The organism is Pseudomonas capsici, assembly GCF_017165765.1.
In the GTDB taxonomy this organism is placed as follows: Bacteria; Pseudomonadota; Gammaproteobacteria; order Pseudomonadales; family Pseudomonadaceae; genus Aquipseudomonas; species Aquipseudomonas capsici.
The window spans coordinates 18,194-43,458 of the sequence record NZ_JAFGZD010000016.1; the positions used below are offsets into that span (position 1 = coordinate 18,194).

Annotated in this window: 23 protein-coding genes; 19 read left to right on the plus strand and 4 right to left on the minus strand. The window is 58.4% G+C overall.

Annotated features, from left to right (window positions below; all coding sequences use genetic code 11):
- Nucleotides 1-7 precede the first annotated feature (7 nt).
- From sctS to JSY17_RS18980, 16 genes are all read left to right on the plus strand, one after another.
- Nucleotides 8-268 carry a type III secretion system export apparatus subunit SctS gene (gene sctS, locus JSY17_RS18905; RefSeq protein WP_025259563.1) on the plus strand — a complete coding sequence of 87 codons (261 nt, stop codon included), beginning with the start codon at nt 8-10 and terminating at the stop codon, nt 266-268.
- A 1-nt stretch (nt 269) separates the two neighbouring features.
- A complete protein-coding gene (sctT, locus tag JSY17_RS18910) occupies nt 270-1,067 on the plus strand; it encodes a type III secretion system export apparatus subunit SctT (protein WP_117184456.1) in 798 nt (265 codons plus the stop codon).
- Nucleotides 1,068-1,091: 24 nt separating this feature from the next.
- Nucleotides 1,092-2,177: a type III secretion system export apparatus subunit SctU gene (gene sctU / locus JSY17_RS18915; protein ID WP_117185792.1), complete on the plus strand. Its 1,086-nt coding sequence runs from the start codon at nt 1,092-1,094 to the stop codon at nt 2,175-2,177.
- A 255-nt stretch (nt 2,178-2,432) separates the two neighbouring features.
- On the plus strand, nt 2,433-2,696 hold the full coding sequence (locus tag JSY17_RS18920; RefSeq protein WP_200980394.1) for a hypothetical protein: 264 nt from the start codon (nt 2,433-2,435) through the stop codon (nt 2,694-2,696).
- Between the two features lie 148 nt (nt 2,697-2,844).
- On the plus strand, nt 2,845-3,855 hold the full coding sequence (locus tag JSY17_RS18925) for a Gfo/Idh/MocA family protein (RefSeq protein WP_117184453.1): 1,011 nt from the start codon (nt 2,845-2,847) through the stop codon (nt 3,853-3,855).
- Between the two features lie 38 nt (nt 3,856-3,893).
- Nucleotides 3,894-5,003, plus strand: a complete 1,110-nt coding sequence (locus tag JSY17_RS18930; RefSeq protein WP_117184452.1) for a DegT/DnrJ/EryC1/StrS family aminotransferase — start codon at nt 3,894-3,896, stop codon at nt 5,001-5,003.
- A complete protein-coding gene (locus JSY17_RS18935) occupies nt 5,004-5,516 on the plus strand; it encodes an NUDIX hydrolase (RefSeq protein ID WP_117165061.1) in 513 nt (170 codons plus the stop codon).
- Complete coding sequence (locus tag JSY17_RS18940; protein ID WP_206402772.1) at nt 5,513-6,601, plus strand: DegT/DnrJ/EryC1/StrS family aminotransferase; 1,089 nt, start codon at nt 5,513-5,515, stop codon at nt 6,599-6,601. The genes JSY17_RS18935 and JSY17_RS18940 overlap by 4 nt, the downstream gene beginning before the upstream one ends.
- Nucleotides 6,582-7,952 (plus strand): FAD-dependent oxidoreductase, encoded by a 1,371-nt coding sequence (locus JSY17_RS18945; RefSeq protein ID WP_206402771.1) that lies wholly within the window; start codon nt 6,582-6,584, stop codon nt 7,950-7,952. Before JSY17_RS18940 ends, JSY17_RS18945 begins: the two co-directional genes overlap by 20 nt.
- Entirely contained in the window at nt 7,949-8,647 is a 699-nt protein-coding gene (locus JSY17_RS18950; RefSeq protein ID WP_206402770.1) for an HAD family hydrolase, read from the plus strand. The genes JSY17_RS18945 and JSY17_RS18950 overlap by 4 nt, the downstream gene beginning before the upstream one ends.
- Before the next feature lie 2 nt (nt 8,648-8,649).
- Nucleotides 8,650-9,762 (plus strand): fatty acid desaturase family protein, encoded by a 1,113-nt coding sequence (locus tag JSY17_RS18955; protein ID WP_200999438.1) that lies wholly within the window; start codon nt 8,650-8,652, stop codon nt 9,760-9,762.
- On the plus strand, nt 9,759-10,667 hold the full coding sequence (gene mtnP, locus JSY17_RS18960) for an S-methyl-5'-thioadenosine phosphorylase (protein ID WP_117185801.1): 909 nt from the start codon (nt 9,759-9,761) through the stop codon (nt 10,665-10,667). Before JSY17_RS18955 ends, mtnP begins: the two co-directional genes overlap by 4 nt.
- The gene (gene nudK, locus JSY17_RS18965) at nt 10,664-11,260 is read left to right on the plus strand and encodes a GDP-mannose pyrophosphatase NudK (RefSeq protein ID WP_117165067.1); all 597 of its coding nucleotides are present in this window, start codon (nt 10,664-10,666) and stop codon (nt 11,258-11,260) included. Before mtnP ends, nudK begins: the two co-directional genes overlap by 4 nt.
- An 8-nt stretch (nt 11,261-11,268) precedes the next feature.
- Nucleotides 11,269-12,183 carry an ABC transporter substrate-binding protein gene (locus JSY17_RS18970; RefSeq protein WP_206402769.1) on the plus strand — a complete coding sequence of 305 codons (915 nt, stop codon included), beginning with the start codon at nt 11,269-11,271 and terminating at the stop codon, nt 12,181-12,183.
- Nucleotides 12,180-13,367 carry an MFS transporter gene (locus JSY17_RS18975; RefSeq protein ID WP_206402768.1) on the plus strand — a complete coding sequence of 396 codons (1,188 nt, stop codon included), beginning with the start codon at nt 12,180-12,182 and terminating at the stop codon, nt 13,365-13,367. The genes JSY17_RS18970 and JSY17_RS18975 overlap by 4 nt, the downstream gene beginning before the upstream one ends.
- Before the next feature lie 6 nt (nt 13,368-13,373).
- Nucleotides 13,374-14,030, plus strand: coding sequence for an HAD family hydrolase (locus JSY17_RS18980; protein WP_122371160.1), 657 nt, complete (start codon nt 13,374-13,376; stop codon nt 14,028-14,030).
- A gap of 34 nt (nt 14,031-14,064) precedes the next feature.
- On the opposite strand, the gene JSY17_RS18985 is transcribed toward JSY17_RS18980, so the two are convergent.
- On the minus strand, nt 14,065-14,811 hold the full coding sequence (locus JSY17_RS18985; RefSeq protein WP_206402767.1) for a YkgJ family cysteine cluster protein: 747 nt from the start codon (nt 14,809-14,811) through the stop codon (nt 14,065-14,067).
- Between the two features lie 441 nt (nt 14,812-15,252).
- Between JSY17_RS18985 and JSY17_RS18990 the strand changes: the two genes are divergently transcribed.
- The 3 genes from JSY17_RS18990 to JSY17_RS19000 all read left to right on the plus strand — a co-directional run bounded on the left by JSY17_RS18990 (nt 15,253) and on the right by JSY17_RS19000 (nt 22,541).
- Nucleotides 15,253-20,835, plus strand: coding sequence for an AvrE-family type 3 secretion system effector (locus JSY17_RS18990; RefSeq protein WP_206402766.1), 5,583 nt, complete (start codon nt 15,253-15,255; stop codon nt 20,833-20,835).
- A gap of 112 nt (nt 20,836-20,947) precedes the next feature.
- Nucleotides 20,948-21,556, plus strand: coding sequence for an aspartyl/asparaginyl beta-hydroxylase domain-containing protein (locus JSY17_RS18995; RefSeq protein WP_206402761.1), 609 nt, complete (start codon nt 20,948-20,950; stop codon nt 21,554-21,556).
- 451 nt (nt 21,557-22,007) lie between these two features.
- Nucleotides 22,008-22,541 (plus strand): hypothetical protein, encoded by a 534-nt coding sequence (locus tag JSY17_RS19000; protein WP_206402760.1) that lies wholly within the window; start codon nt 22,008-22,010, stop codon nt 22,539-22,541.
- Nucleotides 22,542-22,692: 151 nt separating this feature from the next.
- On the opposite strand, the gene JSY17_RS19005 is transcribed toward JSY17_RS19000, so the two are convergent.
- The 3 genes from JSY17_RS19005 to JSY17_RS19015 all read right to left on the minus strand — a co-directional run bounded on the left by JSY17_RS19005 (nt 22,693) and on the right by JSY17_RS19015 (nt 25,219).
- Entirely contained in the window at nt 22,693-23,022 is a 330-nt protein-coding gene (locus JSY17_RS19005; RefSeq protein WP_117184439.1) for an HrpW-specific chaperone, read from the minus strand.
- A gap of 1 nt (nt 23,023) precedes the next feature.
- Nucleotides 23,024-24,676: a pectate lyase gene (locus JSY17_RS25870; protein WP_206402759.1), complete on the minus strand. Its 1,653-nt coding sequence runs from the start codon at nt 24,674-24,676 to the stop codon at nt 23,024-23,026.
- A gap of 144 nt (nt 24,677-24,820) precedes the next feature.
- On the minus strand, nt 24,821-25,219 hold the full coding sequence (locus tag JSY17_RS19015; protein ID WP_117167099.1) for a type III secretion system chaperone: 399 nt from the start codon (nt 25,217-25,219) through the stop codon (nt 24,821-24,823).
- Nucleotides 25,220-25,265: the final 46 nt, after the last annotated feature.

A 25,265-nucleotide genomic window follows, 5' to 3' on the forward strand; every position in this document is an offset into this window, starting at 1 on the left:
AGGCTTTATGGAAACCCTGACGCTTTTCAAGCAGGCCATGTTGCTGGTGGTGGTGCTGTCCGCTCCGGCGCTGATCGTGGCGGTGATTGTCGGTGTCATCACCTCGCTGCTGCAGGCGGTGATGCAGTTGCAGGATCAGACTCTGCCGTTCGCCATCAAGCTGGTTGCCGTAGGCGTGGCACTGGCGCTGACCGGACGCTGGATAGGTATCGAACTCATGCAACTGGCCTACCTGTCTTTCAACATGATCGGTCAGACGAGGCCTTGAGATGTTCGAGCTCCCGTTCAAGGAAGTCAGCGAATCGATCATTGCCCTGACCGTAGGCATGGCGCGGCTGTACCCGTGCCTGTTCCTGATTCCCGCGTTCGCGTTCACCGAACTCAAGGGCATGCTGCGGCACACCATCGTCCTGGCCCTGGCCCTGTTCCCGATGCCCAGTATTCGTGCCTCCCTCGCCGGTCAGACCCTCGACTGGCTGGACCTCACGGCGCTCCTGCTCAAGGAAAGCATCATCGGTCTGCTGCTGGGTCTGTTGCTGGCCATGCCCTTCTGGCTGTTCGAATCCATCGGCTGCCTGTTCGACAACCAGCGTGGCGCGCTGGTGGGTGGCCAGATCAACCCGGCACTGGGCGACAACACTTCGGAACTGGGCCACATGCTCAAGCAGGTCATGATTCTGCTGATGATCCTGGGCGGCGGTTACGCCAGCCTGACCCAGATCATGTGGGACAGTTATCTGGTCTGGCCCGCCACCCAATGGGTGCCTGTCACCGGCCCCGAGGGGTTCGAGGTCTATCTCAAGCTGGTCGCCAGCACGTTCCGCTTCATGGTGCTGTACGCCGCGCCGCTGGTAGGCCTGTTGCTGCTGATCGAGTTCGGCATGGCGATCCTCAGTCTGTACAGCCCGCAACTGCAGGTCTCGACCCTGGCGATGCCGGCCAAGAGTCTGGTGGGCCTGGGCTTCCTGGTGCTGTACATGCCCATGCTCACCTGGCTGGGCGAAGGTCGCCTGGAGGAACTGAAAGATTTGACGCACCTGCTGCCGCTGATGTTGCAGATCCCCTGACCACCCTCTGCCGGAAGCCGGACCATGAGCGAAAAAACCGAAGAACCCACGCAGAAAAAGCTCGATGACGCACGCAAGAAAGGTCAGGTCGGGCAAAGCCAGGATATTCCCAAGCTGTTCATTTTCGCGGCCCTGATCGAAATGATCCTGGCCATGGTGGACTCCGGCATGGAGCGTCTCAAGGAACTGATGGTACTGCCCATCATGGAGCTGGATCGGCCCTTCGGCGCAGCCCTTGGCGAGGTGATGACCAAGGCAGGCCTGGAGTTGCTGCTGTTCATGCTCCCGGTACTGGGTGTTGCCGCAATCATGCGGCTGGCCGGCGGCTGGGTCCAGTTCGGGCCGCTGTTCGCCACCGAAGCCCTGAAGCTGGACTTCGAGCGCCTGAACCCCATCAACCAGTTCCAGCAGATGTTCTCTTCGCGCCAGTTGTTCAACCTGTTCAACAGCCTGTGCAAGGCGGTGATGATCACCCTCGTGCTGTATTGGCTCCTGCCACCGTCACTGGGCGACCTGATCGGCCTTGCCCAGACGGATCTGGACAGCTACTGGAAAGCACTGGTCGACCTGTTCAGACGCCTGTCACGCATCTGTCTGGGCTTGCTGCTGGTGCTGGCCATCGTCGACTTTGCCCTGCAGAAATACTTCTTCATCAAGGGTCAGCGCATGAGCCATGAAGATATCCGCAAGGAATACAAAGAGTCCGAAGGCGACCCGCACATGAAGTCCCACCGCAAGTCCCTGGCCCGGGAAATCTCCCAGCAACCCGGCTCTGCCGCCCCGGCCAAAGCGCCGGTGGAAGACGCCGATATGCTGCTGGTCAACCCGACCCACTTTGCCGTGGCCCTTTTCTATCGTCCCGAACAGACGCCGCTGCCGCGCATCATTTGCAAGGGGCGCGATGCCGATGCCCGGGAACTCATCGAGCGCGCCCGCAAGGCAGGCGTGCCGGTGGTGCGCTTCGTCTGGCTGGCACGAACGCTGTATCGCGAAAACGTGGGCCAGTTCATTCCCCGGGCCACTTTGCAGGCAGTGGCGCAGGTTTATCGTCTGCTGCGTGAAATCGATGAACGGGAAAAAGGGGACGTGATCGAGATGCCGCACTATTAATGTTTTTTAATGAAGCTGAAGTGCGCCGAAAAATCTCTTTGAAAATCAAGACACTTACCAGCTCATCAAAAAGACTTAATATCAAAGCCATAATGCCCGCTCTGTTTTTTATATTCTTTCGTTCTATACCCCGTATTGCCATGCCTAAAACACCGATATAGATTTTGCCCCGTACTTCGTCAACAGGACATAGTGACGCAGTTGCTTCAACATGATGTTGAAGTTTGAGTCAGGCATTCACGGAAGATTCGTATCATGAATACTTATCAGAAAAACAACTGCCGTTCCCCGTTCAAGAAAACACATGAACAGTTCGCAAGAATGTTCGAACTTCCGGATATCAGCCAGGACAATGCAACTTCGTTGCGTGCCCGGTTCCGGAACATCCTCAAAGCCCACTCCAACGACCTGAAACCCGATACCCGCGGCGAGTGCGCGCAACGGCAGCCCCATAATACGCCTGACTTTATCCCCCCTGTCACAAGACCGGCTGCAAGCCGCAATGATCGCTTTCATTAGCCGGTTCAAAGACATCTGCCTTGCTTTAAACGTTTGAAACGAGTGCTGAATTCATTCGGTTTGCTATCAAGACAATCCGTTACGGAATTTGTGCATGCGCTCGTCCGTACTTCCAATTGAATATTGATTTTCCAAGACGGAGATAATGATGACTGGACTCAGAGTTGGTATTGTTGGTCTCGGCGCACAAATGCAGGAAAACCTGTTACCCACACTTCTGCAAATGCCGGATATTCGTATCGTGGCGGTCTGCGACAGTGACCGTACCCGTGCCGAACAAATCAATCGTTTCGTATCCAACGTGATGATCACCGACAACTTCGACGAGATGCTGGCATCGGCCAGACTCGATGCGGTGGTCATGGCCTGCCCACCCCAGGCGCACCGCGATCTTTCGTTCAAGGCCATGGCCAAGGGTGTACACGTATTTGTCGAAAAGCCGCCTTGCTTCACCCTCGACGAACTGGAAGAACTGATCGCTGCCAGCAAGGATGCCAAAGTCATCACCGGCGTCGGCATGAACTTCAAGTTCGCCAAGCCCATGCAGCAGCTGCGCAAGATGACCAGCACCGAACAGTTCGGCCAGACCGTGCATGTTCAGCTCAATCACTATGCAAGCAAACCCACGTCGCCGCTCTGGGGACTGGATTCGACGCTGCGCTCCTTCCTGCTGGCCCAGGCCATCCACACCATCGACCTGGGCGTGACCTTCGGGGGTGGCGAGCTGCGTGATATCGAGTCCCGGGTTCAGCGCCATGGCGACTCGCTGCTGGTCAGCCTTGAGCTGCAATTCACCACAGGTGCCAGCGTCAGCCTGCTCAGCGGCACCCTGTTCCCCTACTTTGAATTCGACATGAAGATTGTCAGCTCGAACTCGATGATGGTGGAGCTCAACAACCTGTGGAACATCACTATGCACGAACCGGAACACGGCACCAGTGCTACCGGTACGGCCAAACGCTGGCGTGGGGCGTGGCAGCCAGGACCACTGGATTCGGGCTATGAGCGCAGCGGTTATTTCGGCGAGCTGGAAAAGTTCTTCCATGCCGTGCGTACCAACACAGCCTTTGAAGCGAGCTTCGAAAGCCTGCGTCCGACCTACAAGGTAATCGAAAGCATCTGCGGCGCAGCCGAACAGAATCTGCCCCTCAGCGCCTGAGCCTTCTTCCACCCAAAGCCTGTAATGGAATACATGACATGTCAGCCAATCTTTCAAATACCGTAAATGCACCCGTTTCAGATAAATATCGCCCCGTTTATGCGGACGATCTGCTCACCATGAAACTGACCCTGGAACGCCCGCTGTCGGGCACCAGCGACGTGGTGGGCGAATACGAAGGCAAACTCGCCGAATGGTTCGAGGCACAGCACGCCATTGCCGTATCGTCAGGCGGCGCAGCCCTCAGCGTGGCCATTTACGCCTCGGGCGTAGGTCCGGGCGATGACGTGCTGCTGACTCCGAGCTGCCCGCTGTGCACCATCTACCCGATCATTGCGGCTGGTGCCAACCCGATCTTCGTCGATACCCGTGCCCATGGCTTCGGCGCAGACCCAGCCTCGATCAAGGCGCGCATTACACCAAACACCAAGGCCATCATCGACATCCCGATGTGGGGCTACCCGACCGAAGTCGACGAGTTGCGCCTGCTGACCCATGAGCTGGGCATCAAGCTGATTCTGGACCTGGCTCACTCCCATGGCACGACCCTTCAGGGCCGTCCGCTGTCGCAGTTCGGTGACCTGTCCTGTTTCAGCACCCATGAGCGCAAGCCACTGGCCACCGGCGAAGGCGGTTTCATCCTCACCGATGACGATGCACTGGCGCAGCGCTGCCGCGACTACAGCCGCTTCGGCAACCTCAATGGCAAGGATTTCGGCCTCAACTACAAGCTTGCGGCACTGCCGGCAGCCCTGGGCGGCAGCCGTCTGGCGTCTCTGGCCGGCCAGATCGAGAAGCGCCGGGCAAACGCGGCCTACTTCCTCAGCAAGCTGGATCACAGCAAGGTCCGGGAGAAAAAAATCATCGATGGCGGCCAGCCGAACTATTACTTTCTCAACCTTGAGCTACATTTTGCCGACAACCGTGCTTTCATCGACTACCTCGATGATGCGGGCATCCCTTCCGACATCAAGCGCTATGGCTGCAAGGCGCTCTATGAATTCCCGGCACTTGCCCAATACCGCAACGAGTGTCCGAATGCCGAAGCCCTGCTGGCAGGCATGACGACCATTCCGGTTCATCCGGACATTACCCAGACGGAACTGGACTACATGGCCGAACGCATCAATCAGTACGGTGCCGCCTGAATGACGGCGCCTCTCGATCGCTCACAACTGGATCGGCATTTCACCGCGTCCGGGTTCGTCTTGAACCCGGACCGGAAGATGCTGCTGTTGCATCACCGCAAGCTCGGTGTCTGGCTGTATCCGGGCGGCCATATCGAACAAGGGGAAACGCCGGACGCCGCCGTGCTCAGAGAGATTTTCGAGGAAACGGGCATCCAGGCCGAACTGCTCGGCGAGCGCGACGAAGAACTCGCCGATGTCGAAACCGATGTCACCGTCTTGCACCAACCCTATCGGGTGCTGTGCGAATACATCGATGACAAGCGCGGACCGCACTATCACCTTGACCTGATCTATGTCACGGCCACTCCTCTGCTCGCCTGCCCGGACGACAGAGAGGTGGAAAATGCGCGTTTCTTCAGCCATCAGGAAACGGCAGCGCTGCAGATGTTTCCCAACTTCCGGCGAATGGTCGACCGAATCTTCGCAGACGAAGCGCTGTGGGATCTGGTGGGGAAAAAGGTGTCGTCATGAACCCGAGAACCATTACCCAGAAAGGCACCCTGCACTCGGCTGACGACCTGCACGAGCTGGAACGGGCCCTGCACTCGGGCCTGACCGGCACCTCGCCGATTGTCGAAGAGTACGAAGCCGCGATTTCTGCGCTGTACGGCATCAAGCATGTGATCAGCGTTTCTTCAGGTGCGGCTTCTGTGACGGCGGCTCTGGCTGGTGTCGATTTCCGACCTGGGGATGAAGTCATCGTCGCCCCGACCGGACCGATCTGTACGGTACTGCCCATTCTCGCACTGGGACTTGTTCCGGTGTTCTGCGATGTCGCGCCGGACAGTTTCGGTCTTGATCCGCTGGATCTGCGGCGCTGTATCAGGCCGCGCACCTGCGCAGTCATCGAAGTACCGATGTGGGGTTACCCGATCAATTCGAACGCGACCTGGGCATTGGTGAAGGAAACCGGAATCCCGCTGATCCAGGATCTGGCTCACGCCCACATGACCCGTCTGGACGGAACATGGCTGGCACGTCATGGCGATATCAGTTGCTTCAGCACCCATGACTGCAAGTTCATCTCCACCGGCGAAGGCGGCTTCGTGATGACCGATGACGATGAGCGGGCACGGCGCATTCGCGCCTATACCCGCTTCGGCAATCTGACCGGCGAGTCCCTGGGCATCAACCTGAAACTGGGCGGTCTGCAGGCGGCTCTGGGCCTGGCCCGGTCACGTCAGCTCGGTGCTCATCTGGAGCAACGCCTGAGCAACCGCGAGCGGCTGCTGGGTCTGCTGGACAACCCGGCGTTTCGCGAGATGCCGGTGGTCCCCGGTGGTGTGGTGAACGGTTATTCGCTGTTGCTGCAATCGGTGGGACATGACGGTCGCCAACTGGTGCATTACCAGCAGCGGCACGGTATCGAGTCCGATATCGGCAAGTACGACAACCAGCCGTTGTATCAACTGCCGTTACTGACCCGCTATCACCGTGATTGCCCCAATGCTGCCAGGTTGCTGCGTTCATTGACGACGGTGCCATTGCACCCGGATCTGCAGGACGACGACCTGCATTACATCGCCAAGGTGCTCAATGACTACTCTCCCAACTGAATCGGGCACACGCTCGGGCCATGCGGTAGTGATCGGCGGCAGCGTGACCGGCTGCCTGACCGCTGCCGTGCTGGCGAAGCGCTTCGAGCGTGTCACCGTGATCGAGAAAAGCGATTTCTACGACGAAACCGGTCCGCGCCAGAGCCTTCCACAGGAACATCACGTGCATCTGTTGCTGTTGCGCGGCAAACAGATCATGGAGGGCATTTATCCGGGCCTGCTGAGTGCGCTGGAAAAGGAAGGTGCTCAGGTAGCGGACCTGGGACACGATGTGAAGTGGTATCAGCGCGGGCGCTGGAAAAACCGTTACCGCAGCGGCATCCACGCCCACTATTGCAGCCGCAGACTCATCGACAACCAATTGCGCCGCTGCCTGACAACAGTGCCTCAGGTCGAGATTCTGTCCGGCACGCGAGTGACAGGGATCGAGTTTGCCGGTGCCGAAGGACAGCGCCATGTCAACGGCGTAACCATCGACAACGGCTCGGGTGCGCAACACCTGCCCTGCGATCTGCTGGTGGACGCCAGCGGCCGGGGCACGCACATGCCCTCCTGGCTTAAAGAGGCCGGCTTCGGCACGGTGCAGAACAGCGTGGTCAAGACCGAGCTGGGTTATGCATCGCGTATCTACAAGCGGCTCCCCGCTTTTGCCGAGCAATGGCAAGTGCTGCTGGTGCTGCCAACGGCTCCGGAACAACGCTCCATGGGGGTCATCAGCCCCATCGAGGGTGACCGCTGGATGGTGACTACCGGTGGCTGGTTCGGCCACTTTCCCGGCAAGGACCCGGACGACTTTCTGCAGGCACTGGCCAACCTGCCGGTGCCCGATATCCACGAAGTCATCCGCGAAGCCGAACCGCTGTCGGAAGTTTTCACCTTCAAGATGCCCGGCAGCCGCCGCACCCATTACGACCGCCTCGAACACTGGCCGCAAGGTTTGCTGGTGGTGGGTGATGCCTTGAGCAGCATGAACCCGCTGTACAGCCAGGGCATGACCATCGGCGCACTCGAAGCCGATTGCATCGAAAACCATCTGGACGCGCTGCTGACCCGCTCGCTCAGTTGTCATCAGTTGCAAGGCTTGCTGTGCGGCGTGGTCGACGGCGCATGGAACATGGCCACGACCGAAGATTTCCGCTTCCCGGAAACCTCCGGCGAACGCACCTGGCGCACCCGCTTCGACCATTGGTACGGCGCCGGGCTTGGCAAGCTTTCGGCAGACAATCGCCGGGCGCTGGAAACCCAGATCGGTGTGACCAATCTGGTGATGGACCCCGGCCGGCTCTACTCGCCGGCGATCGCGTCGCGCATCGCACTCAATGCCCTATTTCCCAGGATCACCCGACAATGATCGACGACCCCCTGCATTTTTCCGGTATCGAACATGTAGTGTTCGACTGGAACGGTACCTTGATCGACGATATCGATCTTGCTGTCTTCGCCGTGAATCGTTGCGGCGAACATTTCGACGTCCCGCCCATTACCGCTGATCAATACCGGGCCAGGTTCGACTTTCCGATTGCCGGTTTCTACGCCTCACTCGGCTTCGATCTGGACCGCGTGCCCTTCTCCACCATCGTCCAGCACTATCTGGAGCACTTCGACGCGAATGTCGCCCACTGTCCGCTGCATCCGGGTGTGATCGAGTTCCTCGAGGCCGCAAAACGTGCCGGTATCGGCGTCTCGATACTCTCGGCGTCGCATTGCGATGTGCTGGTTCAGACCCTTAGAGCCAAAGGCCTGTATGACTATTTCGAACATGTCGTGGGGCTGAGCCACAACCAGGCGACCAGCAAGACGGCCGAGGCCGTGATCCTGCAAGAGACACTGGGTACTCCCGCCTCACGCACCCTGTTCGTCGGCGATACGCTACACGATTTCGAAGTGGCGAATGCGGTAGGTTGGTCGCCGGTACTGGTCTCGACAGGCCATCAGAACAGCGAGCGCCTGCGCGTCAGCGGTGCGCCGCTGTTCGGCAGTCTGGATGAACTGCTGCAACGCTTTGTGCCTGCTCAGGCACTCTGCGCCGAAACCGGGGAGGCCTGACCATGACCACCTCGCATATGGTTCTGCTCGGCCTGATCAGCACTGCATTGGCATTGCGCGCGCTGGTCACCTTTTATTACCGCGATCATCAGCGCATTCTGCGGCTGCTGAAGCTGGAACCTCGGATTGCCGGCCGCAAGGAACACTACTACCGGCCACTGGATGAGTGGTTCGCGCCCCTGCCCTTCATCTGGACCTGGCTGGATATCGTGGCCGCCGTGGTGCTGGCATCGATCTACTCGACACCGCTGATGTGGCTGCTGGTGGTGCTCTGGAGTGGCGGACGCCTGCGTGCCCTGCAGGAGTTCGGACACAACGCCGTGCATTTCGCGCTATGCCCCAACCATGAATGGCAGTGGTGGCTGAGTAACGTTTTCTATCAGTTTCCGGCGTTCAAACGCGACATGCGCAGTCGCCATCAGACCCATACGATGGAACACCATCGCAATCCCAATCACCCCGACCGTGACCCGAACCGGGCCAGGGTCCAGGCCGGTGGCTATGTGGCAGGCATTTCATCCGGCAGTTTCCATGCACTGCTGCTCTACCCGCTGACGCCCGGTGGCGCCTGGGTCAACCTGACGACCATGGCACGCAACAGCCTGTTGAACCATTCGCGGCTGACCACGGTGCTGCGGGTGCTGTGTCTGATAGCGGTCGCCGCCCTGCTCTACTGGGCCGGTGGCTGGAAAGGCGTGCTGTTTGGCTGGCTGGTCCCGCTGATGACCTCATATCCGGTCTTTGCCTGGGTATCGCTGCTCACCGAACATCGCTGGTTTGTCGAAGGAACATCAAAAGATCGACGCGACCTCGAATACCTGGCAGGCCGCCCCACCGATTATTTCGGCATCAGCGGATGGCTGATTCGCGTGTTCATTGCCCCGACATCCGACGCCTACCATCTAGCGCACTCACTGTACCCCGGCGTTCGCTGGAACTACCTGCCAGCCATCGACCGGCACCTGAAGATTCATGAGCCCCGCTACAGCAACAACGCCAGTGAAGGCCTGCTGCTCAAGCGTGGCAGCGCCCCCACTGCGCTTTCCGAACTGTATGAACGTCTGGTGACCACCGGACATCCAGAAAACACCCTGAAGACGAGAGGCAGCGTGTGAACAACTCATCGACAAACCAGCAGGTTCAACGCATCGGCATCATTGGCGGCAGTGGCCTTCAGCAACTGCCCGGCCTGAAAGATATCGAGCTGGTCGAATGCGAGACGGCGTTCGGCAAACCTTCGTCGGCCATAACCCTGGGCACGCTCAACAATGTGCCGGTGGCCTTCGTGCAGCGCCATGGCGTCGGACACACCATCCCGCCAGCGTTCATCAATGTGCGGGCCAATATCGCCGCGTTGCGCAGTGTCGGCTGTACCCAGGTGTTATCGGTGAGTGCCGTGGGCAGCCTGACCCACGATGCGCCACCGGGCAGCTTCGTGCTGATCGATCAATACATTGACCGCACGATCAAGCGTGACAAGACTTTCTTCGGACCGGGTCTGGTCGGCCATGTGCCGTTTGGCGACCCGGTATGCGGACGCATGCGTTCGGTCTTGGCAACCGCTGCACAGACCGCTGACGTGCAGGCCCTCAATGGCGGCACTTACGTGGTCATGGAAGGGCCACAGTTCTCGACCCGCGCCGAATCCCACCTCTATCGTCAATGGGGTGGCACCGTGATCGGCATGACCGCGATGCCCGAAGCCAAACTGGCCCGCGAAGCAGAGCTTTGCTACGCGATGATTGCGATCCCCACCGACTTCGATTGCTGGCACGAATCCCACGAAGACGTGAACGCTACTCTGGTTGCCGAGCGCATGGCCGACACCTTCACCCTGACCCGCCGTCTGGTCACCGAAGCCGTCACCCGGCTGGGCGAGCACCGGGGTGCCTGCTCGGCCGGCTGCGACCACGCGCTGGACACGGCGGTCATGACGGCCCCTGAGCATCGCGATCCGGAAATGGTTGCACGCCTGCTGACCGTTGCGCCCAACGCCACTCATCTGGGAGCCAAGCCATGAGCAAGGCTATTCCCACCAAGGACCGGGTGCGCATCAAGAATGTCGAAGTGCTGTCGGACAACTGGTACGTCCTGCGCAAGACCACCTACGACTTTCAGAGCAACAACGGCACCTGGAGCACCCTGACCCGCGAAACCTATGACCGGGGCAACGGCGCGACCATCCTGCTCTACAGCAAGCTGAAACAGACGGTCGTCCTGACCCGGCAGTTCCGCTTTCCCGCCTTCGTCAACGAACACGACGGCATGCTCATCGAGACCTGTGCCGGGCTGCTGGACCGCGACGATCCACAGACCTGCATCCGCAAGGAAACCGAGGAAGAAACCGGTTATCGCATCCAGGAAGTGCGCAAGGTATTTGAAGCCTTCATGAGTCCGGGATCGGTGACCGAGCGCTTGTACTTCTTTGTCGGGGAGTATTTCGACGAAGACAAGCTGAGCGCCGGGGGCGGCCTGGAGGACGAAGGCGAAGACATCGAAGTCCTCGAAGTGCCTCTGGACGAAGCGCTGTCGATGATCGAGACCGGCGCGATCTGCGACGGCAAGACCATCATGCTCCTGCAGTACGCCAAACTGCATCGACTGCTGGATTGAGGCCAGGCATGGATGAACTTATCGCGATCAGTTCGATGGAACACGCCGAGCTTGCCGAGTTCATGGCGGGTATCCGCGAGCATACCGGCGTGCCTGTGCGCCTTTCACGCTGGTCCACCTCGGAGTTGATCGAACGCGTGATCAACGGCACGGCAGGCGACTGGGACCTGCTGCTGGGGACCGCTGCCACCGCCCTCCTCGATCCCGCACTGGCTTCACAGTTGCGGGTTCTTGACGGACTGGATGGCTCGACATTGCCTCCCGAGGCGATTGCAGCCGACAGGCGCTGGTTCAGCCCGTCAGGCTTCGTGCCTGCCTTTTGCTACGCCCCGCAAGTGCTGGCCGCAAACGGCCTGACACCGCCGCTCTCCTGGGAGGCGCTCTGCGCACCGGCATGGTCACAACGCATTGCCCTGCCGGATCCGGGTCGTTCGGGGGCCGGCTATCTGCATCTGAGCGCACTGCTGGAGCATTACGGCGATGGGGCCTGGGACATGCTGGGCAACATTGCTCGGCTACACCCCTCGATCAGCGGATCTTCGACGGCACCGATAGAGGACGTGCTTGAAGGCCGCGCACTCGTCGGGGTGACGGTGTCCACGGCGGCCACTCGCGCAGCGGCGCAGCATCCTGCATTGCGCTGGTGCGTACCCGCCGATGCCCGGCGCTATGAGTTTGAAGTATTCGGCTGCCGCGCCGGTTCGCCACGGGCACCCGAAGCGATAAAGGCGCTCAACTGGATGCTCTCGCCGCACGCTGCAGCAATCAGCAGAAGCTACGGCAAGGTCGTGGTCGGCGGCGTGTCCAGCGAAACGCTGGCAGCGGTCGATCTGAAAGCGCTGGATGCCATCGAGGCCAGCCATGCCAAGGTTGCTCGTTGCGCACGCTGGCATTCACTGTTCGACACAAAGGCAGGCCTATGACAGACACGGCTCACACAGAGCGACGCCCCTGGTCGATTTACCTGATGTTCGGGCTGTTCGGCGCCCAGCAGGGCATGCTCGGCCCTTTGATGCCGTTTCTGCGTGCCGAATTCGCTCTGGACCTGCGCTGGACCGGCCTGCATTTCGCCGCCTATGCATTGGGGCTGGTGCTGATCGGTATCCCGTATCGCTGGCTGGAACGAAGGACCTTGCCAATCGGCACCGGGCGTATCGCAATAGGCTCGATCGTGCTGGCGAGCGGACTGTTGGCCATCGCGGGCGGCTTGCCGATGACCCTGCCGGGCAGCGTGCTCATGGGCTTGTCCGGCGGTCTGGTCATGGCCGTCGGCCAGGCCATGCTCGGCAAACGCTATCGTCAGCAGGCTGCCGCCAAACTGGTGGAAGCGCATATTGTGGCCGGACTCTGTGTGCTGGGCGGTGCGCTGCTGGTCGGGGCCGCGACGGCCATGGGACTGTCCTGGCGCACGGCTCCGCTGATCGTCAGCGCGTGGGCCTTGATGATGTTCTGTGCACCGTTGGCGATCCATCGACCGGAGTCTGACCAGAGCGTTTCAGCGGAAACGGTCCAGGACACTCAGGGTGCGCAGCGCCTGACCCGGCTCAGCCTGTGGGCGCTGGTGATTCTCGGGATCTCGGCGGAATGGGGGGTGGGCTTCTGGGGCGCGGAATACATCAAGACCCATGTGCAGACCAGCGCATCGGTGGCCGCAACGCTGATGAGCCTTTACTTTGCCGGCACCGTCTGCGGACGCCTGGCCAGCAGCTATGCTCTGCGTCGCATATCACCGCTGACATTACTGAGTTCGGTGATTCTGAGCGCTATTGCTACACTGCTGGTGCTGTCGTTTATCGAAGGGCTGGTCGGTACAGCAATATTCATCTTTGTACTCGGTGCCTGCCTGGGCAATTTCTTCCCGCTGATTCTGGGCTCTGCCATGCGTGTCGCGCCCCAGGCAAGCTCGGCACTCAGTAGCCAGGCCTCACAAGCCGTGGGCGTCGCGTTGTTGCTGGCACCGTTTCTGCTGGGAGTGCTGTCCGAACGCATAGGGGTCGAAGCCGCCTTCAGCCTGCTGATCATCTACCCCCTTCTCATGTTGCCGCTGGTACCGGCCCTGCGAGGTGTCTGGTCCCTGGGCAACACTACTGCACATTTAAAGGAGTAAGAGTCAATGGCCCTTTCTGCGCTGTTGTTCGATCTGGACGGAACCCTCATCGATACCGATGAATTGCACCTGAACGCCTACAACCAGTTACTGGCACGCTGGGAACGCTCGATGGACCTCAGCTACTACAAGGCCCATGTCATGGGCTTCCCGGACGACATGATTTTCGGCGGCCTGTTTCCAGATATACCCGCCTCGCAATACGCGGATATGGCGGCCCAGAAAGAAGCCATGTTCCGCGCTCAACTCAAGGAAACCATTCCCGTGCCGGGCGTGCTACGCATTCTCGATCATGCCCGCAGCACTGGCCTGCGCACGGCCGTGGTGACCAACGCACCGCGAGAAAACGCCATGGCCATGCTGACCGGCCTGGGTATCATCGATCGTTTCGAGACCATCGTCATCGGCGGTGAACTGGAGCGCGGCAAGCCTCATCCCATGCCTTACCTGACGGCTCTGGAACTGTTGGGCGCAAGCGCCGACAACGCACTTGCCTTCGAGGACTCGCTGGCGGGTGTGCAATCGGCGAACGCTGCCGGCATTCATACCTTCGGCGTCCTGTCGGGGCTTGATGAAAAGCAGTTGCGAGCCGCCGGTGCCAAAAGCGTTATCCGCGACTTCAATGACGAGGTTTTGTGGGATCTGCTGAAATCGTCTTCGTGATGCACGTGAGGTGGACAGTCCTGTCCACCTCTACTCAAAGCCTGTGAAAGATGTAATCGCTCGTCTCACTGCTGGCCAGCGGGACACGGTTGGCAATCAGGCGCTCACGCAGTTGCGGATCGTCGGCCCGTACTTTCCAGTCTTCGGCCCAGTCATCCACTGCGGCCTCCTTGCTCTGACGGATTGCCTCGATCAGTTTCAGGCGTTCCGGGAAATAGACCGCAAATGCATTTTCCTTCCAGCTCGCGACCTTGATACCCAACTGTGCGCAGATGGCGATCTTGGTTGCAGCGTCCGCCACATCGGCTTGTCTGGAGCGGTTGACCAATTCCTTAAGCTCGGGGTTGGCCACACCGTCGGTACAGAGAATGTCACCACTGCCCCATGACTCGGGCGGGCAGACCTTGTTGTCACTGCTCATTTCAATGAACGGATTGATTTCCATCGGATAGATCCGGCAGACCAGCGGGCGCTCTTCATAGATGCCACACAGGTTATCCGCACGCAGGTTCGGACACTGGTCCAGAGCATTGGCAACGAACACCGCAATGACGCGAATGCTGCTGTCGTCACGGTTGACCGCGACCGACCTGCCTGCACTGTGAGCATATTGTCCCGAGTCGGCGGGCCAGGTCAGTTCATTGAAGGCCTCCAGCACGACTGCAACATCATGTCCGCGGGCCAGCCATTGTTCGGCCTCGTTCAACGTCAGAGGTATGAGACGGCCTTTGCAGCAGACTCCGCAGCCCACGCAGTTATAACGAATCACGGTGTTTTGCATGTTCCATCCTGGAGTTACAGGTCTTTTCAAGGGCGAACGTGTCCGGTGCCCATAATTCGGACGAATGATTGAAAACCGGGGCCTGGGGATCACCTGCTGCGGATCAGCCGGGGTGACGGGCAAATAAATGTAGTGTGTTCCGATACACGAGCATCAGCCTGAGACTGTGCTGTGAAACCGCGAGCCGCATTGAGCAAAATGGCACTGGTGCAGTCGTGGCGAAAAAATAACAGTTTCCGAACGTATCAATACCGACACAGTTGTAGCGAGGTATTTCAAGGAAAGGCGCTCACACTCCATCAGTCAGACGCTGGCGCAAACAGCGTCGACCTCTGGAACCAAGTCACAGGGCATTTCCACACAGGGCAAAGGAAACCTTCCTTTAAGGCCGGACAGCCATCATGAGGTTGTTCCGGGCAGTCCATGACACGGAGAATGCTCATGATTCCGCTTAACAACGCACCCGGCGCAAGCCAGATACATGGCGCGACGTCCTCAGGCCATAACCCGCAAGGCCTCAACCAGCAAAACCAGCCCCCGACGCAGCGTACAACCACCTCACTGGACAAACTGGGTCAGCAGTCAACCGCAAAAGCAGGTCCGGTGACTCAGGATCTGCAAGCCACACCAAAGATCGGCGTGCAGAGCAGCGTGCAGTCCGAGATCCAGGCTCAGGACCCTGATGATCTGGCGGCCAAAGCAGCCGCCCAACAAATCCGCGGCGCGGGCTCGCGCATGCGCGGTGGCGATAAGCTGGGTCGTTCTCTGATGGGCGAATCCCGGGCAGAGTCCTCGAAATCGAAGAAATCCGAAGGCAGCGCAGAAAGCAGCGCCAAGTCCGAAGCCATGCCGCTGGCGCAGAATGACCCGGTGGTTCCAAAAGCAGATGGCATGGGTTGGCCATTGCGCGCCAATAAAATGGAACGCGCCTTGATGGGGGATTCTCAGCCCGAATCCTCGAAGTCGAAGAAAGCCGAAGGCAAGCGCATCGCGGGCGAGTCGACCAAAGAAACGCCCGTCCAGAAAGAAGCCGGCACGTCATCGAAACAGGAAATCACCAAGGCCGAATCATCCAGGTCTTTCCGTGATGATCTGGCGGTGCAGAGCGCCGCCCAGAACAGTCGCAAATCGAATTCCAGACTCAGTGGCAGCGATGGCAAAGGCCCTTCGATCAAGGAGCAGGCCAAGCCTGAAACACCGATGTTAGGCGAGGCCAAAAACCTGCCGGGTGGGCGCTTTGTCGGCCTGGACGGCAACATTGAACGCATCGCAAAACCAACCACGCCCCCCAACACGATCAGCCTGGACAAAAAGGGCAAGGCCAGTTTCGAGGGCTTCAGCCCACCGGCCTTGAACACCATGCTTCAGGATACCGTCGGCAAAAAGGATAAAACCTACCTGGCCCATCAAAGCACAGGGCAAGGCAACGGTCAGGTGCTGCTGGAGCCAAAGGGTCACCTGCTCAAGATGCAGCAGAGCGACACAGGCTTCACCCTGTTGCGCAGCAGTAAATCGCTGGATGTACCATCGGGCAGCAAACCTGGCAGCGTCGCCCTGCAACGCCAGGGCAACTCGATGAACCTCGAAGGCCTGACATCGACGGTCACCCAAGCACTGCCGGACAAGGCACATATCGCCCACTTGAGCGGAGCCCATCAGGACAGCAGCGGCCAGACACTGCGCCTGCATGACGAAAAGCCTTATAAGTTCAACTCGGACATGCTCAAGTGGTCCCCTCTTCCCGATACGGGCGACAAGAAATTCAGCAGCCTTTCGACGGAAGGTGACGGCAAGCTCTATGCACGTAGCGGCGACTCGCTGGTCAACCTCTCCAGCGAGACAAGACCCGAAATCAAACTCAAGGATCTGCAGGCCCATTCGGTCGCCTCCGACGGGACCGTGGCCATGCTTGCGGGCAAGGACACCCAGACCCTCCAGTTGGGCAAGATGGGGGAAGTCCCCGAGCTGCATATCACCCTCAACCTCAACGATGGCAAATCCGAAGCCAGCAGCATCGGCCTGACCAAGGATCGCCTGTTCGTCGCCGATACCGAAGGCAAGCTGTACAGCGCCTCGCGTAACGAGCTCAAGAGCGATGATGGTGTCCTGAAGCTCATGCCGGAGAAAAACTACCAACCCGAAGATGGCAAGCTGGGGGCGCGCCAGCAGGTCACCGGTTTCATGAGTGGCGATGACGGGCAAATGCATGCCTTGATCAAGGACGGTGCTGGCCAGATCCACTCCCATACCCTGGATGAAAAGACCTCCAGCCTGCAGAGCGGCTGGAACCTCTCGGATGTAAAGGTCCTGGAAAACACCCAGGGCTTGCCGGTCAAGAAAGAGCCGACACACGAAAACACCCTCGACCTGCACCGCAACGGTCGTATCGGGATAGTGGATGGCAGTATCCAGACCTGGGATTCAACTACTCAAGGCTGGAAAGACAGTGGCGTCAAGGACATCGACGCGCTCAAGCGCGGCATCGACGGCAATGCCTATGTACTCAAGGACGGCAAGGTTCACGAGCTGAAAGTAACGCCCGATTACGGCAAGAGCACCTTCAACGACACCCACAATCTGAAAGACACGCCACGCTCCACCAAAGTCGAACTGGGCGATGCCATCGCGGGCCTGGAAGGTCGCGTGATCAAAGATTTCGCCATGTACAACGACAAACAGTTCGTGGCCCTTGATGACAAAGGTCGCATGACCGCCCATCACAAGGAAGGCGATCCGACTGAAATGACCCGTCATGGCCTGGAAGGGACAGTTGCCTACCTGACCCTGGATGCCAATGGTGTACATGCGGGAACCAGTAACGGCGAACTGTTCTTCATGCTCAAGGAAGACTGGCAGAGCAAGCCGACCGACTCAAAACCCGAGCAGGCCAGCACATCGACTGCCGCAGAAGCCGGCCCTACGCCATCCAGACCGTCGACATCCGCGGCTGCCGAGTCCAGACCATCTACCTCCACCGCATCGGAAATACAGCCTGCCGAGGCTGGAACATCAGCGGCCGGGACATCAGCGGCTGGCAACTCGGAAACCACATCCGAGAGCGCTTCGAAATGGCAGAAGATAGAACTGCCCTACAAAGGCGAGATTTCCGGTCTTCGCACGGAAACGAACAATACCGTCAGCGTCACCTTCAAGGATCCACCCGGTGAAAAACCGGCTACCCAGCAGTACAAGAACAAAGAATGGCAAAACGTTGAAAGTCGCCCTGCCGATCAGAACGAGTTGAACAATATATTCGCAAGACTCGACAAGAGCATGGCAAGGGTGAGCATTCCCGGAGTCGGCACATTAAACTTTACCTCCAACATGCTGGGCCGCAGCGGTATAGAACAAAGCAATAAATCCAGCACGGCAGAGTTCACCAAGGCTTACGTTTTCAAACCCGATCTGGAATTGCGACCGGCCAAGAACGTAGTGAACTATATCGACCACAAGATCAATGGTCGGGACGGTCTGGCAAATGTCTACAATGCCCAGGCCCCCTTGTTCCATGACTTGAAGGAAATCCGCCAGGCACCGGGCAAGGCCCCGGAAGCCGGCCACGACCTGAAGACCCGCATCGCCAAACTGGACCTCGGAGAGGAAGGAAAGGCGCTGAGCGAAAGCCTGGAGTCCTTCCGTGAAGAGCTGGAAAACCATAGCCGCAAGGCGGTCATGACGCTGGGCGAGAAAGCCGGTTTGCTCAATCTTCATGGAGAACCTACGGAGAAAGGCAAGAAAGCAGCCAGTAAAATGGAGTCCGCGCCGCCAAAACGCAATGAACCCAAGAACGACCTGCTGGCACTGGCTCAGGGTGCTCTGGACAAGGTCTCCCCGTCCTCGGATAACCCGACCGGTGCATTGCTCAAGTCCCTGCAGGGCATGGACCTGAAAATGAGACATCTGGATGCCGATACCCCAGCGGGCAAGCGTCGCCATGGCCACGATGACCATGCCCTGACCAAAGCCCGCCTGGCTCTGGATATCAAGACCCTCGATGATGTCGGAAAGCTGCTGGATAAAGCCGAAAAACTCCCCGATGGTCCCGATAAAAATAACCAGATAAAGGCAATCAAAAACGAGTTGATCCATTTGCGCGACAAGACCTATGGCGACAATCCGATCAAGCACGTTTCGGACATGGGTTTTACCGAGCACTATCAGTTGGAAAAGTCTTACGACGGAATCAAGGCTTTCCTGAACGGTTTCCACAAGCCGGATCACGCCACCAGCGTCAACATGCGTGTCGCCACCGGCAGCAAGGATCAGGCCGAGCTGGCTGAAAAATTCAAGAACTCACTTAAACAGCTGGAATTTCCGGACGACGAGATCAGTCTTTCACGCAGCTACGGCATGACTTTGAGCACGCCCTTCATCGGCATTGCCAAACACGTGACAGGCCCCTTCCCCAGCGGGCAATACAGCAACACCCGCAATTACGCCTTCGCGGCCGAGCGCGGTGATAAGGGGGTGGAAGTCTATCTGTTACGTGAACGTGCCAACCTGCTCAGCGGGACCGTGGGAGCCGGCAAGGATGTCCTGCCGGATATAACGAGCGCCGGGGAATACGCAAAACTCACCACCCTGGATCTGGGCAATGAAAAACGTGGCGCGCTGGCCTTTCGCGTAGGAGGCGATATTACGCTTGCTGGTACCCACACCCAACGTACCGGTGTGGCATTTACAGTGCCGGATGAAAAGATCGATCAGTTCGTCGACAACCTGTTCACAGGCAAGCTGACAGCACTGGACGTTCTCAAGGAAGGCGCAAACCACAAGGCTCACGAAATGAAGCGGGTCAATGTCGACCTGACTGCCGGGGCCAACACCGAGTTCCGCGTGCAACTGGGCATTTCGGATCATGACAGCAAACCATTGACAGCTTCTGCGCGCTTCGGTGTCGGCTTCACCGCCAACGTCAATCTTGCCAACTTCACCTGGCAGAAACTCAGTCAGGAAAACGATACCAGTCGCATGGATGAAAAGTCCCAGAACAGGGTTCGTCTGCTCAATAACTTCAACGTAGGCGCTTTTGGCCGCGCCCAGCTTGTCGGCGGCCATACAAACCCGACCCCGAGCTCGGCCCCCGGCTCCCAGGCAATCACCAGCACCAACGGCATCACGGTAACCGCCTCCATTGATGACAAGACAACCAAGCGGATCAAGTTCCAGTTCAAGGAAGCGGCACCGCTGACCACGGCCAACGTGACCAAACTCGCCACCTCGTTGGGCGATGCGTTCAAGGACAAGGCTTCGAAGGCCGAGCTGACTCGACTGGCCGACCACACACAACCGGAATACAAGGACGCAAGCGCCAAGGAAAAGATCCAGATTCATCTGAAGGGGCTCAATGACTTCTTTGCCAGCAAGACACCGGAGAACGATGAGCAATACGCAGCACTGCGTTCTCTGAAGCGCTCCACAGCCCAACAGGAAGCCTCGGTCAACAAGCACAGCGTGCTGGACAATGGTCGCTTTGAAAGTAACTACACCAACCTGGCACGCCTGGACTCGCAGAACCTCACGTCCAAGATCATGAGCGTGATCTACGGCGATCATCAGACCAGCAACGCGGAAAACATCGCCAAGCTGATCGATCAGGACCCGGCACTCAAATCGCTACTCAAAGAGTTTCAAAGCCAGCCAGGCACCCTGGCACGGGTTCGTCTGGAGCCCAAGGACCACGTCTTCGACAGGGTCGATGCCGGCAGCCGGGATGGCACTCTCACGCAAAAGGAAATGTTCGAACTGCTCAGCAACCGCGACAACATGCGGATCCTGGCTATCTCGATCTTCAAGAGCGCAGCGCAGACCGAAGGTTTCACCACCCCCACGCCATTGGTCAGTGCCAATAACTCAGCCTCAATGGCTGTGAACAAGACCCTGGCCAAGGTGAACTTCACCTATGGCGAGGATCAGGACAAACCCAAGGCGTATTTCGTGAACGGTGAGATTTCCAGAGCATCGGACACACAGAAAACCGTAGCGCAAGACCTGAAGAAAAGCGGGCTGGAACTCAAGAGCTGAGCCGGCTCCCGTTCTTTGCTCACTGACGTAAAAACAGGCTGGCGGCGCAAGCAGAATTGCGCCGCCAGCCTTCACCCGTTCTGTGCCTTACCTGCTCAAGGGAACCTTGAAAATGACTACCGCCTTTTATGCTCTCGAAGATTTTCCGCAACTGGCAAATCTGGTCGCCCATTGCTCGGTGATCCAGGAAGAACTCGCAACTCTGGATGCACCTCTGCTCGAAATCGACCGAACCAACAAGCAGCATCAACAGGTCCACGCCGAACTGACCGAACACCTGCAACAGGGCGGCGATTACGGCTGGCTCAAGGGCTGGGGTGCCGAAGGTGGCAATCGTGACTGGACACAATATGCGCTGCTGTTCAGGGACACGCCTATCGGCCCTGCCCAGGCAACAATGCCCCGCACTCTGGAGTTGTTCAAACCGCTCAAGGGCATAAAAGTCGTGGCCCTGGCCCGTATGGCACCTCACAGCTTCTTGAGCCTGCATCGCCATCCGGAACTGACAAATGAAGGGCTGCTGCAGATGCACATCACCCTCAGCGCCGCCAACGAAGCCAACTACTCCTACCTGAACGTGGCAGGCGAGTTCTATCACCAGAAACCCGGCACAGGCGCGATTTTCGATGGTTCCCTGGACCACTTCGCTGTCAACGCCACGCCGGTTCAACGGACCATCATCTACATGGAGTTCGAGAAAGAGAAGTTCATGAAGCATTGATCGAAGTAAACGCTGTACCCCTCCCACAGCGCGTGCATACGCCTGTGGGATTTTTTGTGCCTGTTGTTTCACTTTGTAGGAGGCAGCTTGCTGGCGACCGTCAGTTTGCCGTATGCCGTGTGGCCTTGGGCAAATGCAATGTGTCGGGAGCTACGGACTGTAAGGTTGATATGACGGATTTCAATCGCGCACTGAAAAGTTGTGAGCGCCGTCAGGGCGCAGCCTCCAAGGTGACATTCACTGAATGCACCAAGCCGTTTTTCAACAGGTTTTGATCTGAACGGATACTCATCCTTTGGTGATTGCCATAGGGCTTACAGGCACTGATTACACACTGAGGATCGTGACATCGGGGGCCGGTAGTACACCTGTACTATCGAAAAGCTTCGAAGCGTCGAATACGATTTTTTCACGATTCGACCCATTTCAGTAACTTTGAACGAGACGGTGTATGGCAAGCATGATGAATGAACGGTCTGAGCCGCCGGTAGAGCTTTCCGTTCAGCCAACTGATGGCAAATCTTTAAAAAAGGCAGCCATAAAACATGCGCTTGTCGCCGTTCTGCTGTCTTCATTGGTGGGGTGTACTTCGATTCCGAGTCAGGAGCTTAGTAGTGTAAAAGATGCCAAGGGTAAAGATGTCAATGAGGCCATCGCAAAACTTGCACCTCTGATGGGCAAGCCTGAATCTGTAGAGCCTGATCGTAAAAATCCGAAGAACACCTCCTATCTATGGAGTCGGTATAAGGGTACGTTTTCGGAAAATAAATACATGGGGTCTACTCATGACCGGAGCGCAGGGTATCTTCAGATTACAGATCAATACCAACAGAATACGTGGACGGAATATTGCTACGTCAAGGTCATCGCTGACCCTCAAGACATCGTAGTGGATTACGAGGTGGAAAACTGTGGTTTCATGGACGCTTTTTTTGGAAGTGGTGAACTTAAGAAAAATTGTCTTCTGTGTCAGTTGGCCGAGTGATTTTCAGTCCGGGATTGCAGGTCTCAGGCTTGCCAATACTGCATTGACCATGCGGCAGCGCTTTGCCAGGACACCCTGCTGAATCGGCTACTGTCGCTGATAAAAAAACGGGCTCTTCAGGAGCCCGTTTTGTTTCCCGCCTGATGCACGGTCAGTGCACGACCGGCCTGGCACCTGCTGCTTCCAGCAGACGATCAGCCAGCAATCGCACGATCCAGAAGGCTGTCAGCGAAGCATCGCCACGCAGCTCATCGGTACCGGCATCGCGTTTGAACTCCGACTCCAGGCTGTCAATGTAATTGTTCAGACTGAACTGGCCATTGACCCGGTTACCCGGCTTGTCGAGGGTGCTCTGCAGACGCTCGTTGACCAGAGCGATTGCACTTTCAAACGCCTGACGCTGGGCCGGAGTCAGGTAGCCGCCGTTGCGTACCAGAGACGACCAAGAGACCTCTTCAGGCTTTTGTTGCACGGCTGTCATATCAGACCTCCTTGTGGTTGGTAGAACCCGGCAGCTTGTCGTAAGGATGCTCTACGTTCTTCAGGTTGATGCCGCTGGTGGTCAGGTTCAGGCCTTCACTGTCGCTCTTCACGAAGGAGAACTTGCCGTTTTCAGCGTCGACGTTCTTCAGGTCCAGGTTCCAGTTGCCCTGCTGCCCACCGTTGGTGCGCATGAAGGTTCCGAAATCCTTGGCCTTGAAGTTGTCAACGCTCACGTTGGCGTCGGCATTGAGCTGGAAGATCTTGTCATTGGCGCCCTGGGCACTGCTGTTGGTGATGTTCAGGTTGGTGACTTTGGCACCGCCCTCGCCCTTCACGGTCAGCGCGTCTTCACCGACGTTGGTCCAGTGAACGTTATCGACGTTTACAGCCTTCTCGCTGGCAGCGCGGACATGCACACCGTCAGCGGCGTTTTCACCGAAGGTCACGTTTTTCAGGGTGGCACCTTCAGCCAGTTCGAAGAGTGGCTTCTGTCCTTCACCCTGTCCGCCATCACCCAGGCTAGGGCCGGCAGTGAAGGTCTTGCCCTGGCCATCGAACACTTCGCCCGGGCCTACCTTGATCGTTTCGTTGACTACGGTCGGGCTACCCGAAGCAGTCGGGAAAGACACTGGAGTGGATGAGCCGGCAGAACCAGTGCCTGCAGTACCGCCAGTGCCAGGAGTCGTGGTCGGAGCTGTGCCACCGATGGATGGAGTGCTACCACCGCCACCGCCGCCACCTACAGACGGAGCACCGCCGCCACCACCGCCACCTACAGACGGAGCACCACCGCCACCGCCGCCACCTACAGACGGAGCACCACCGCCACCGCCGCCACCTACAGACGGAGCACCGCCACCACCGCCGCCACCTATGGACGGAGCACCACCGCCGCCACCACCGCCGCCCTTGCTTGAGGTGTCAGACGGCTGGTTGAAGGTTTCCGGATGGCTGTCCATGAACTGGGCGATCATTTCCAGCAGCTCTTTGAGCTTACCGTCCTGGGATACTTGGCCACCGCCATCGGAAGACGGCTGGATCGCGTTATCCAGAGAACCGCCACCCAGACTTTTCATCAGCGTGTTGACCAGATCTTCGACGCTGCCCGAGCCACCGCCCGCGCCCTGAGTACCGCCCAGGCCCTGGCCTGAACCCAGACCTTCAAGGCCCTTGGTACCGCCGCCACCACCGCCTGCACCGCTGACTGGCGAGCCCGAACCGGAACCTGTACCACCACCGCCTTCGCCAGTGCCCGACGAAGAGTCGGAGCCGCCGAGAATTTTTTCAAACAGAGCCATCAAAACCTGAGTCAGAAGCTCTTTGGAGGATTCGTCACCGGTGCCGTTCGCACCCTTGGAGCTGTCCCCTTTCTGGTCGCCGCCTTGCAGGGACTGCAGCAGGGAATCGATGTCGCTCTGGCCCGACTTGCCAGCCTGGCCCGCACCAGAACCCGAACCTGCGCCGGCACCACCGGAGCCAGAGCCGGAACCGAGCAACATTTCAGCCAGCATGCCGGCCAGTTGTTCCAGAGCGGATTGTCCGCCCTGCCCCGTGGCAGCACCTGCCGTAGCCCCACCCAGACCACCGGATAGTCCCGAAAGACCGGAAAGACCACTTTGGGAAAAACCCGAAATACCCGCGATATCAGCCATTTTCTACCTCGTTCCTTCATTGAGAGTGTCCGGAGTACGGCAATCGATGCCGTTCTGGCCGGGGGTGGTGCCATCAAGAGGGTCGACCTCGTAGTGGCACTCACCGTTGTGTGGCAACAGCCGACAGACGGTTCCCAAAACAACTCAATTCAGTAATGGCTGGACGGTGGTGCGGGTGTGCTGGACCTGCGCGATGAAACCGTTGACCAGATCGCAGAACTGGCCTTCGTCGAGACGAGACAGTTCACGCTGGGTGCACAGACGCAGTTCCTGCTGATCGAGGGCCAGCCAGCAGCCACGCAGACTTGCAACATCAAAGTTGATGTTGAGCAGGCGCTGCATGTTTTCCTGGCTCTTGCGCACTTGGCCCAGACTGCAATGAATAACCACGTTGTCACTGAGTCTGGGCACTTCGATAACGGCGGCTTGACGGTTCTGGTTGTCATACAACGCACAGACACCGTTTTGGAGGGTTAAAGATGTACCAAGTGTTTCACTAAGACGAGCAATAAAACGTTGCGCATCGCGTTGGGAGTTCGCCATTGAATTTTCCTCAAGTTTGTCGTTGCTCAAAATGGATCCATAGCGA

What these genes read in the sequence shown, in the direction of transcription:
- JSY17_RS18935 (WP_117165061.1), top strand. Translation starts at nt 5,004, where the DNA reads ATGACGGCGCCTCTCGATCGCTCACAACTGGATCGGCATTTCACCGCG.
- JSY17_RS18940 (WP_206402772.1), top strand. Translation starts at nt 5,513, where the DNA reads ATGAACCCGAGAACCATTACCCAGAAAGGCACCCTGCACTCGGCTGAC.
- JSY17_RS19000 (WP_206402760.1), top strand. Translation starts at nt 22,008, where the DNA reads ATGGCAAGCATGATGAATGAACGGTCTGAGCCGCCGGTAGAGCTTTCC.
- sctS (WP_025259563.1), top strand. Translation starts at nt 8, where the DNA reads ATGGAAACCCTGACGCTTTTCAAGCAGGCCATGTTGCTGGTGGTGGTG.
- nudK (WP_117165067.1), top strand. Translation starts at nt 10,664, where the DNA reads ATGAGCAAGGCTATTCCCACCAAGGACCGGGTGCGCATCAAGAATGTC.
- sctU (WP_117185792.1), top strand. Translation starts at nt 1,092, where the DNA reads ATGAGCGAAAAAACCGAAGAACCCACGCAGAAAAAGCTCGATGACGCA.
- JSY17_RS18920 (WP_200980394.1), top strand. Translation starts at nt 2,433, where the DNA reads ATGAATACTTATCAGAAAAACAACTGCCGTTCCCCGTTCAAGAAAACA.
- JSY17_RS18930 (WP_117184452.1), top strand. Translation starts at nt 3,894, where the DNA reads ATGTCAGCCAATCTTTCAAATACCGTAAATGCACCCGTTTCAGATAAA.
- JSY17_RS18925 (WP_117184453.1), top strand. Translation starts at nt 2,845, where the DNA reads ATGACTGGACTCAGAGTTGGTATTGTTGGTCTCGGCGCACAAATGCAG.
- JSY17_RS18980 (WP_122371160.1), top strand. Translation starts at nt 13,374, where the DNA reads ATGGCCCTTTCTGCGCTGTTGTTCGATCTGGACGGAACCCTCATCGAT.
- JSY17_RS18970 (WP_206402769.1), top strand. Translation starts at nt 11,269, where the DNA reads ATGGATGAACTTATCGCGATCAGTTCGATGGAACACGCCGAGCTTGCC.
- JSY17_RS18985 (WP_206402767.1), bottom strand. Translation starts at nt 14,811, where the DNA reads ATGCAAAACACCGTGATTCGTTATAACTGCGTGGGCTGCGGAGTCTGC.
- JSY17_RS18990 (WP_206402766.1), top strand. Translation starts at nt 15,253, where the DNA reads ATGATTCCGCTTAACAACGCACCCGGCGCAAGCCAGATACATGGCGCG.
- JSY17_RS25870 (WP_206402759.1), bottom strand. Translation starts at nt 24,676, where the DNA reads ATGGCTGATATCGCGGGTATTTCGGGTTTTTCCCAAAGTGGTCTTTCC.
- JSY17_RS18975 (WP_206402768.1), top strand. Translation starts at nt 12,180, where the DNA reads ATGACAGACACGGCTCACACAGAGCGACGCCCCTGGTCGATTTACCTG.
- JSY17_RS18950 (WP_206402770.1), top strand. Translation starts at nt 7,949, where the DNA reads ATGATCGACGACCCCCTGCATTTTTCCGGTATCGAACATGTAGTGTTC.
- sctT (WP_117184456.1), top strand. Translation starts at nt 270, where the DNA reads ATGTTCGAGCTCCCGTTCAAGGAAGTCAGCGAATCGATCATTGCCCTG.
- JSY17_RS18945 (WP_206402771.1), top strand. Translation starts at nt 6,582, where the DNA reads ATGACTACTCTCCCAACTGAATCGGGCACACGCTCGGGCCATGCGGTA.
- JSY17_RS18995 (WP_206402761.1), top strand. Translation starts at nt 20,948, where the DNA reads ATGACTACCGCCTTTTATGCTCTCGAAGATTTTCCGCAACTGGCAAAT.
- JSY17_RS19015 (WP_117167099.1), bottom strand. Translation starts at nt 25,219, where the DNA reads ATGGCGAACTCCCAACGCGATGCGCAACGTTTTATTGCTCGTCTTAGT.
- JSY17_RS19005 (WP_117184439.1), bottom strand. Translation starts at nt 23,022, where the DNA reads ATGACAGCCGTGCAACAAAAGCCTGAAGAGGTCTCTTGGTCGTCTCTG.
- JSY17_RS18955 (WP_200999438.1), top strand. Translation starts at nt 8,650, where the DNA reads ATGACCACCTCGCATATGGTTCTGCTCGGCCTGATCAGCACTGCATTG.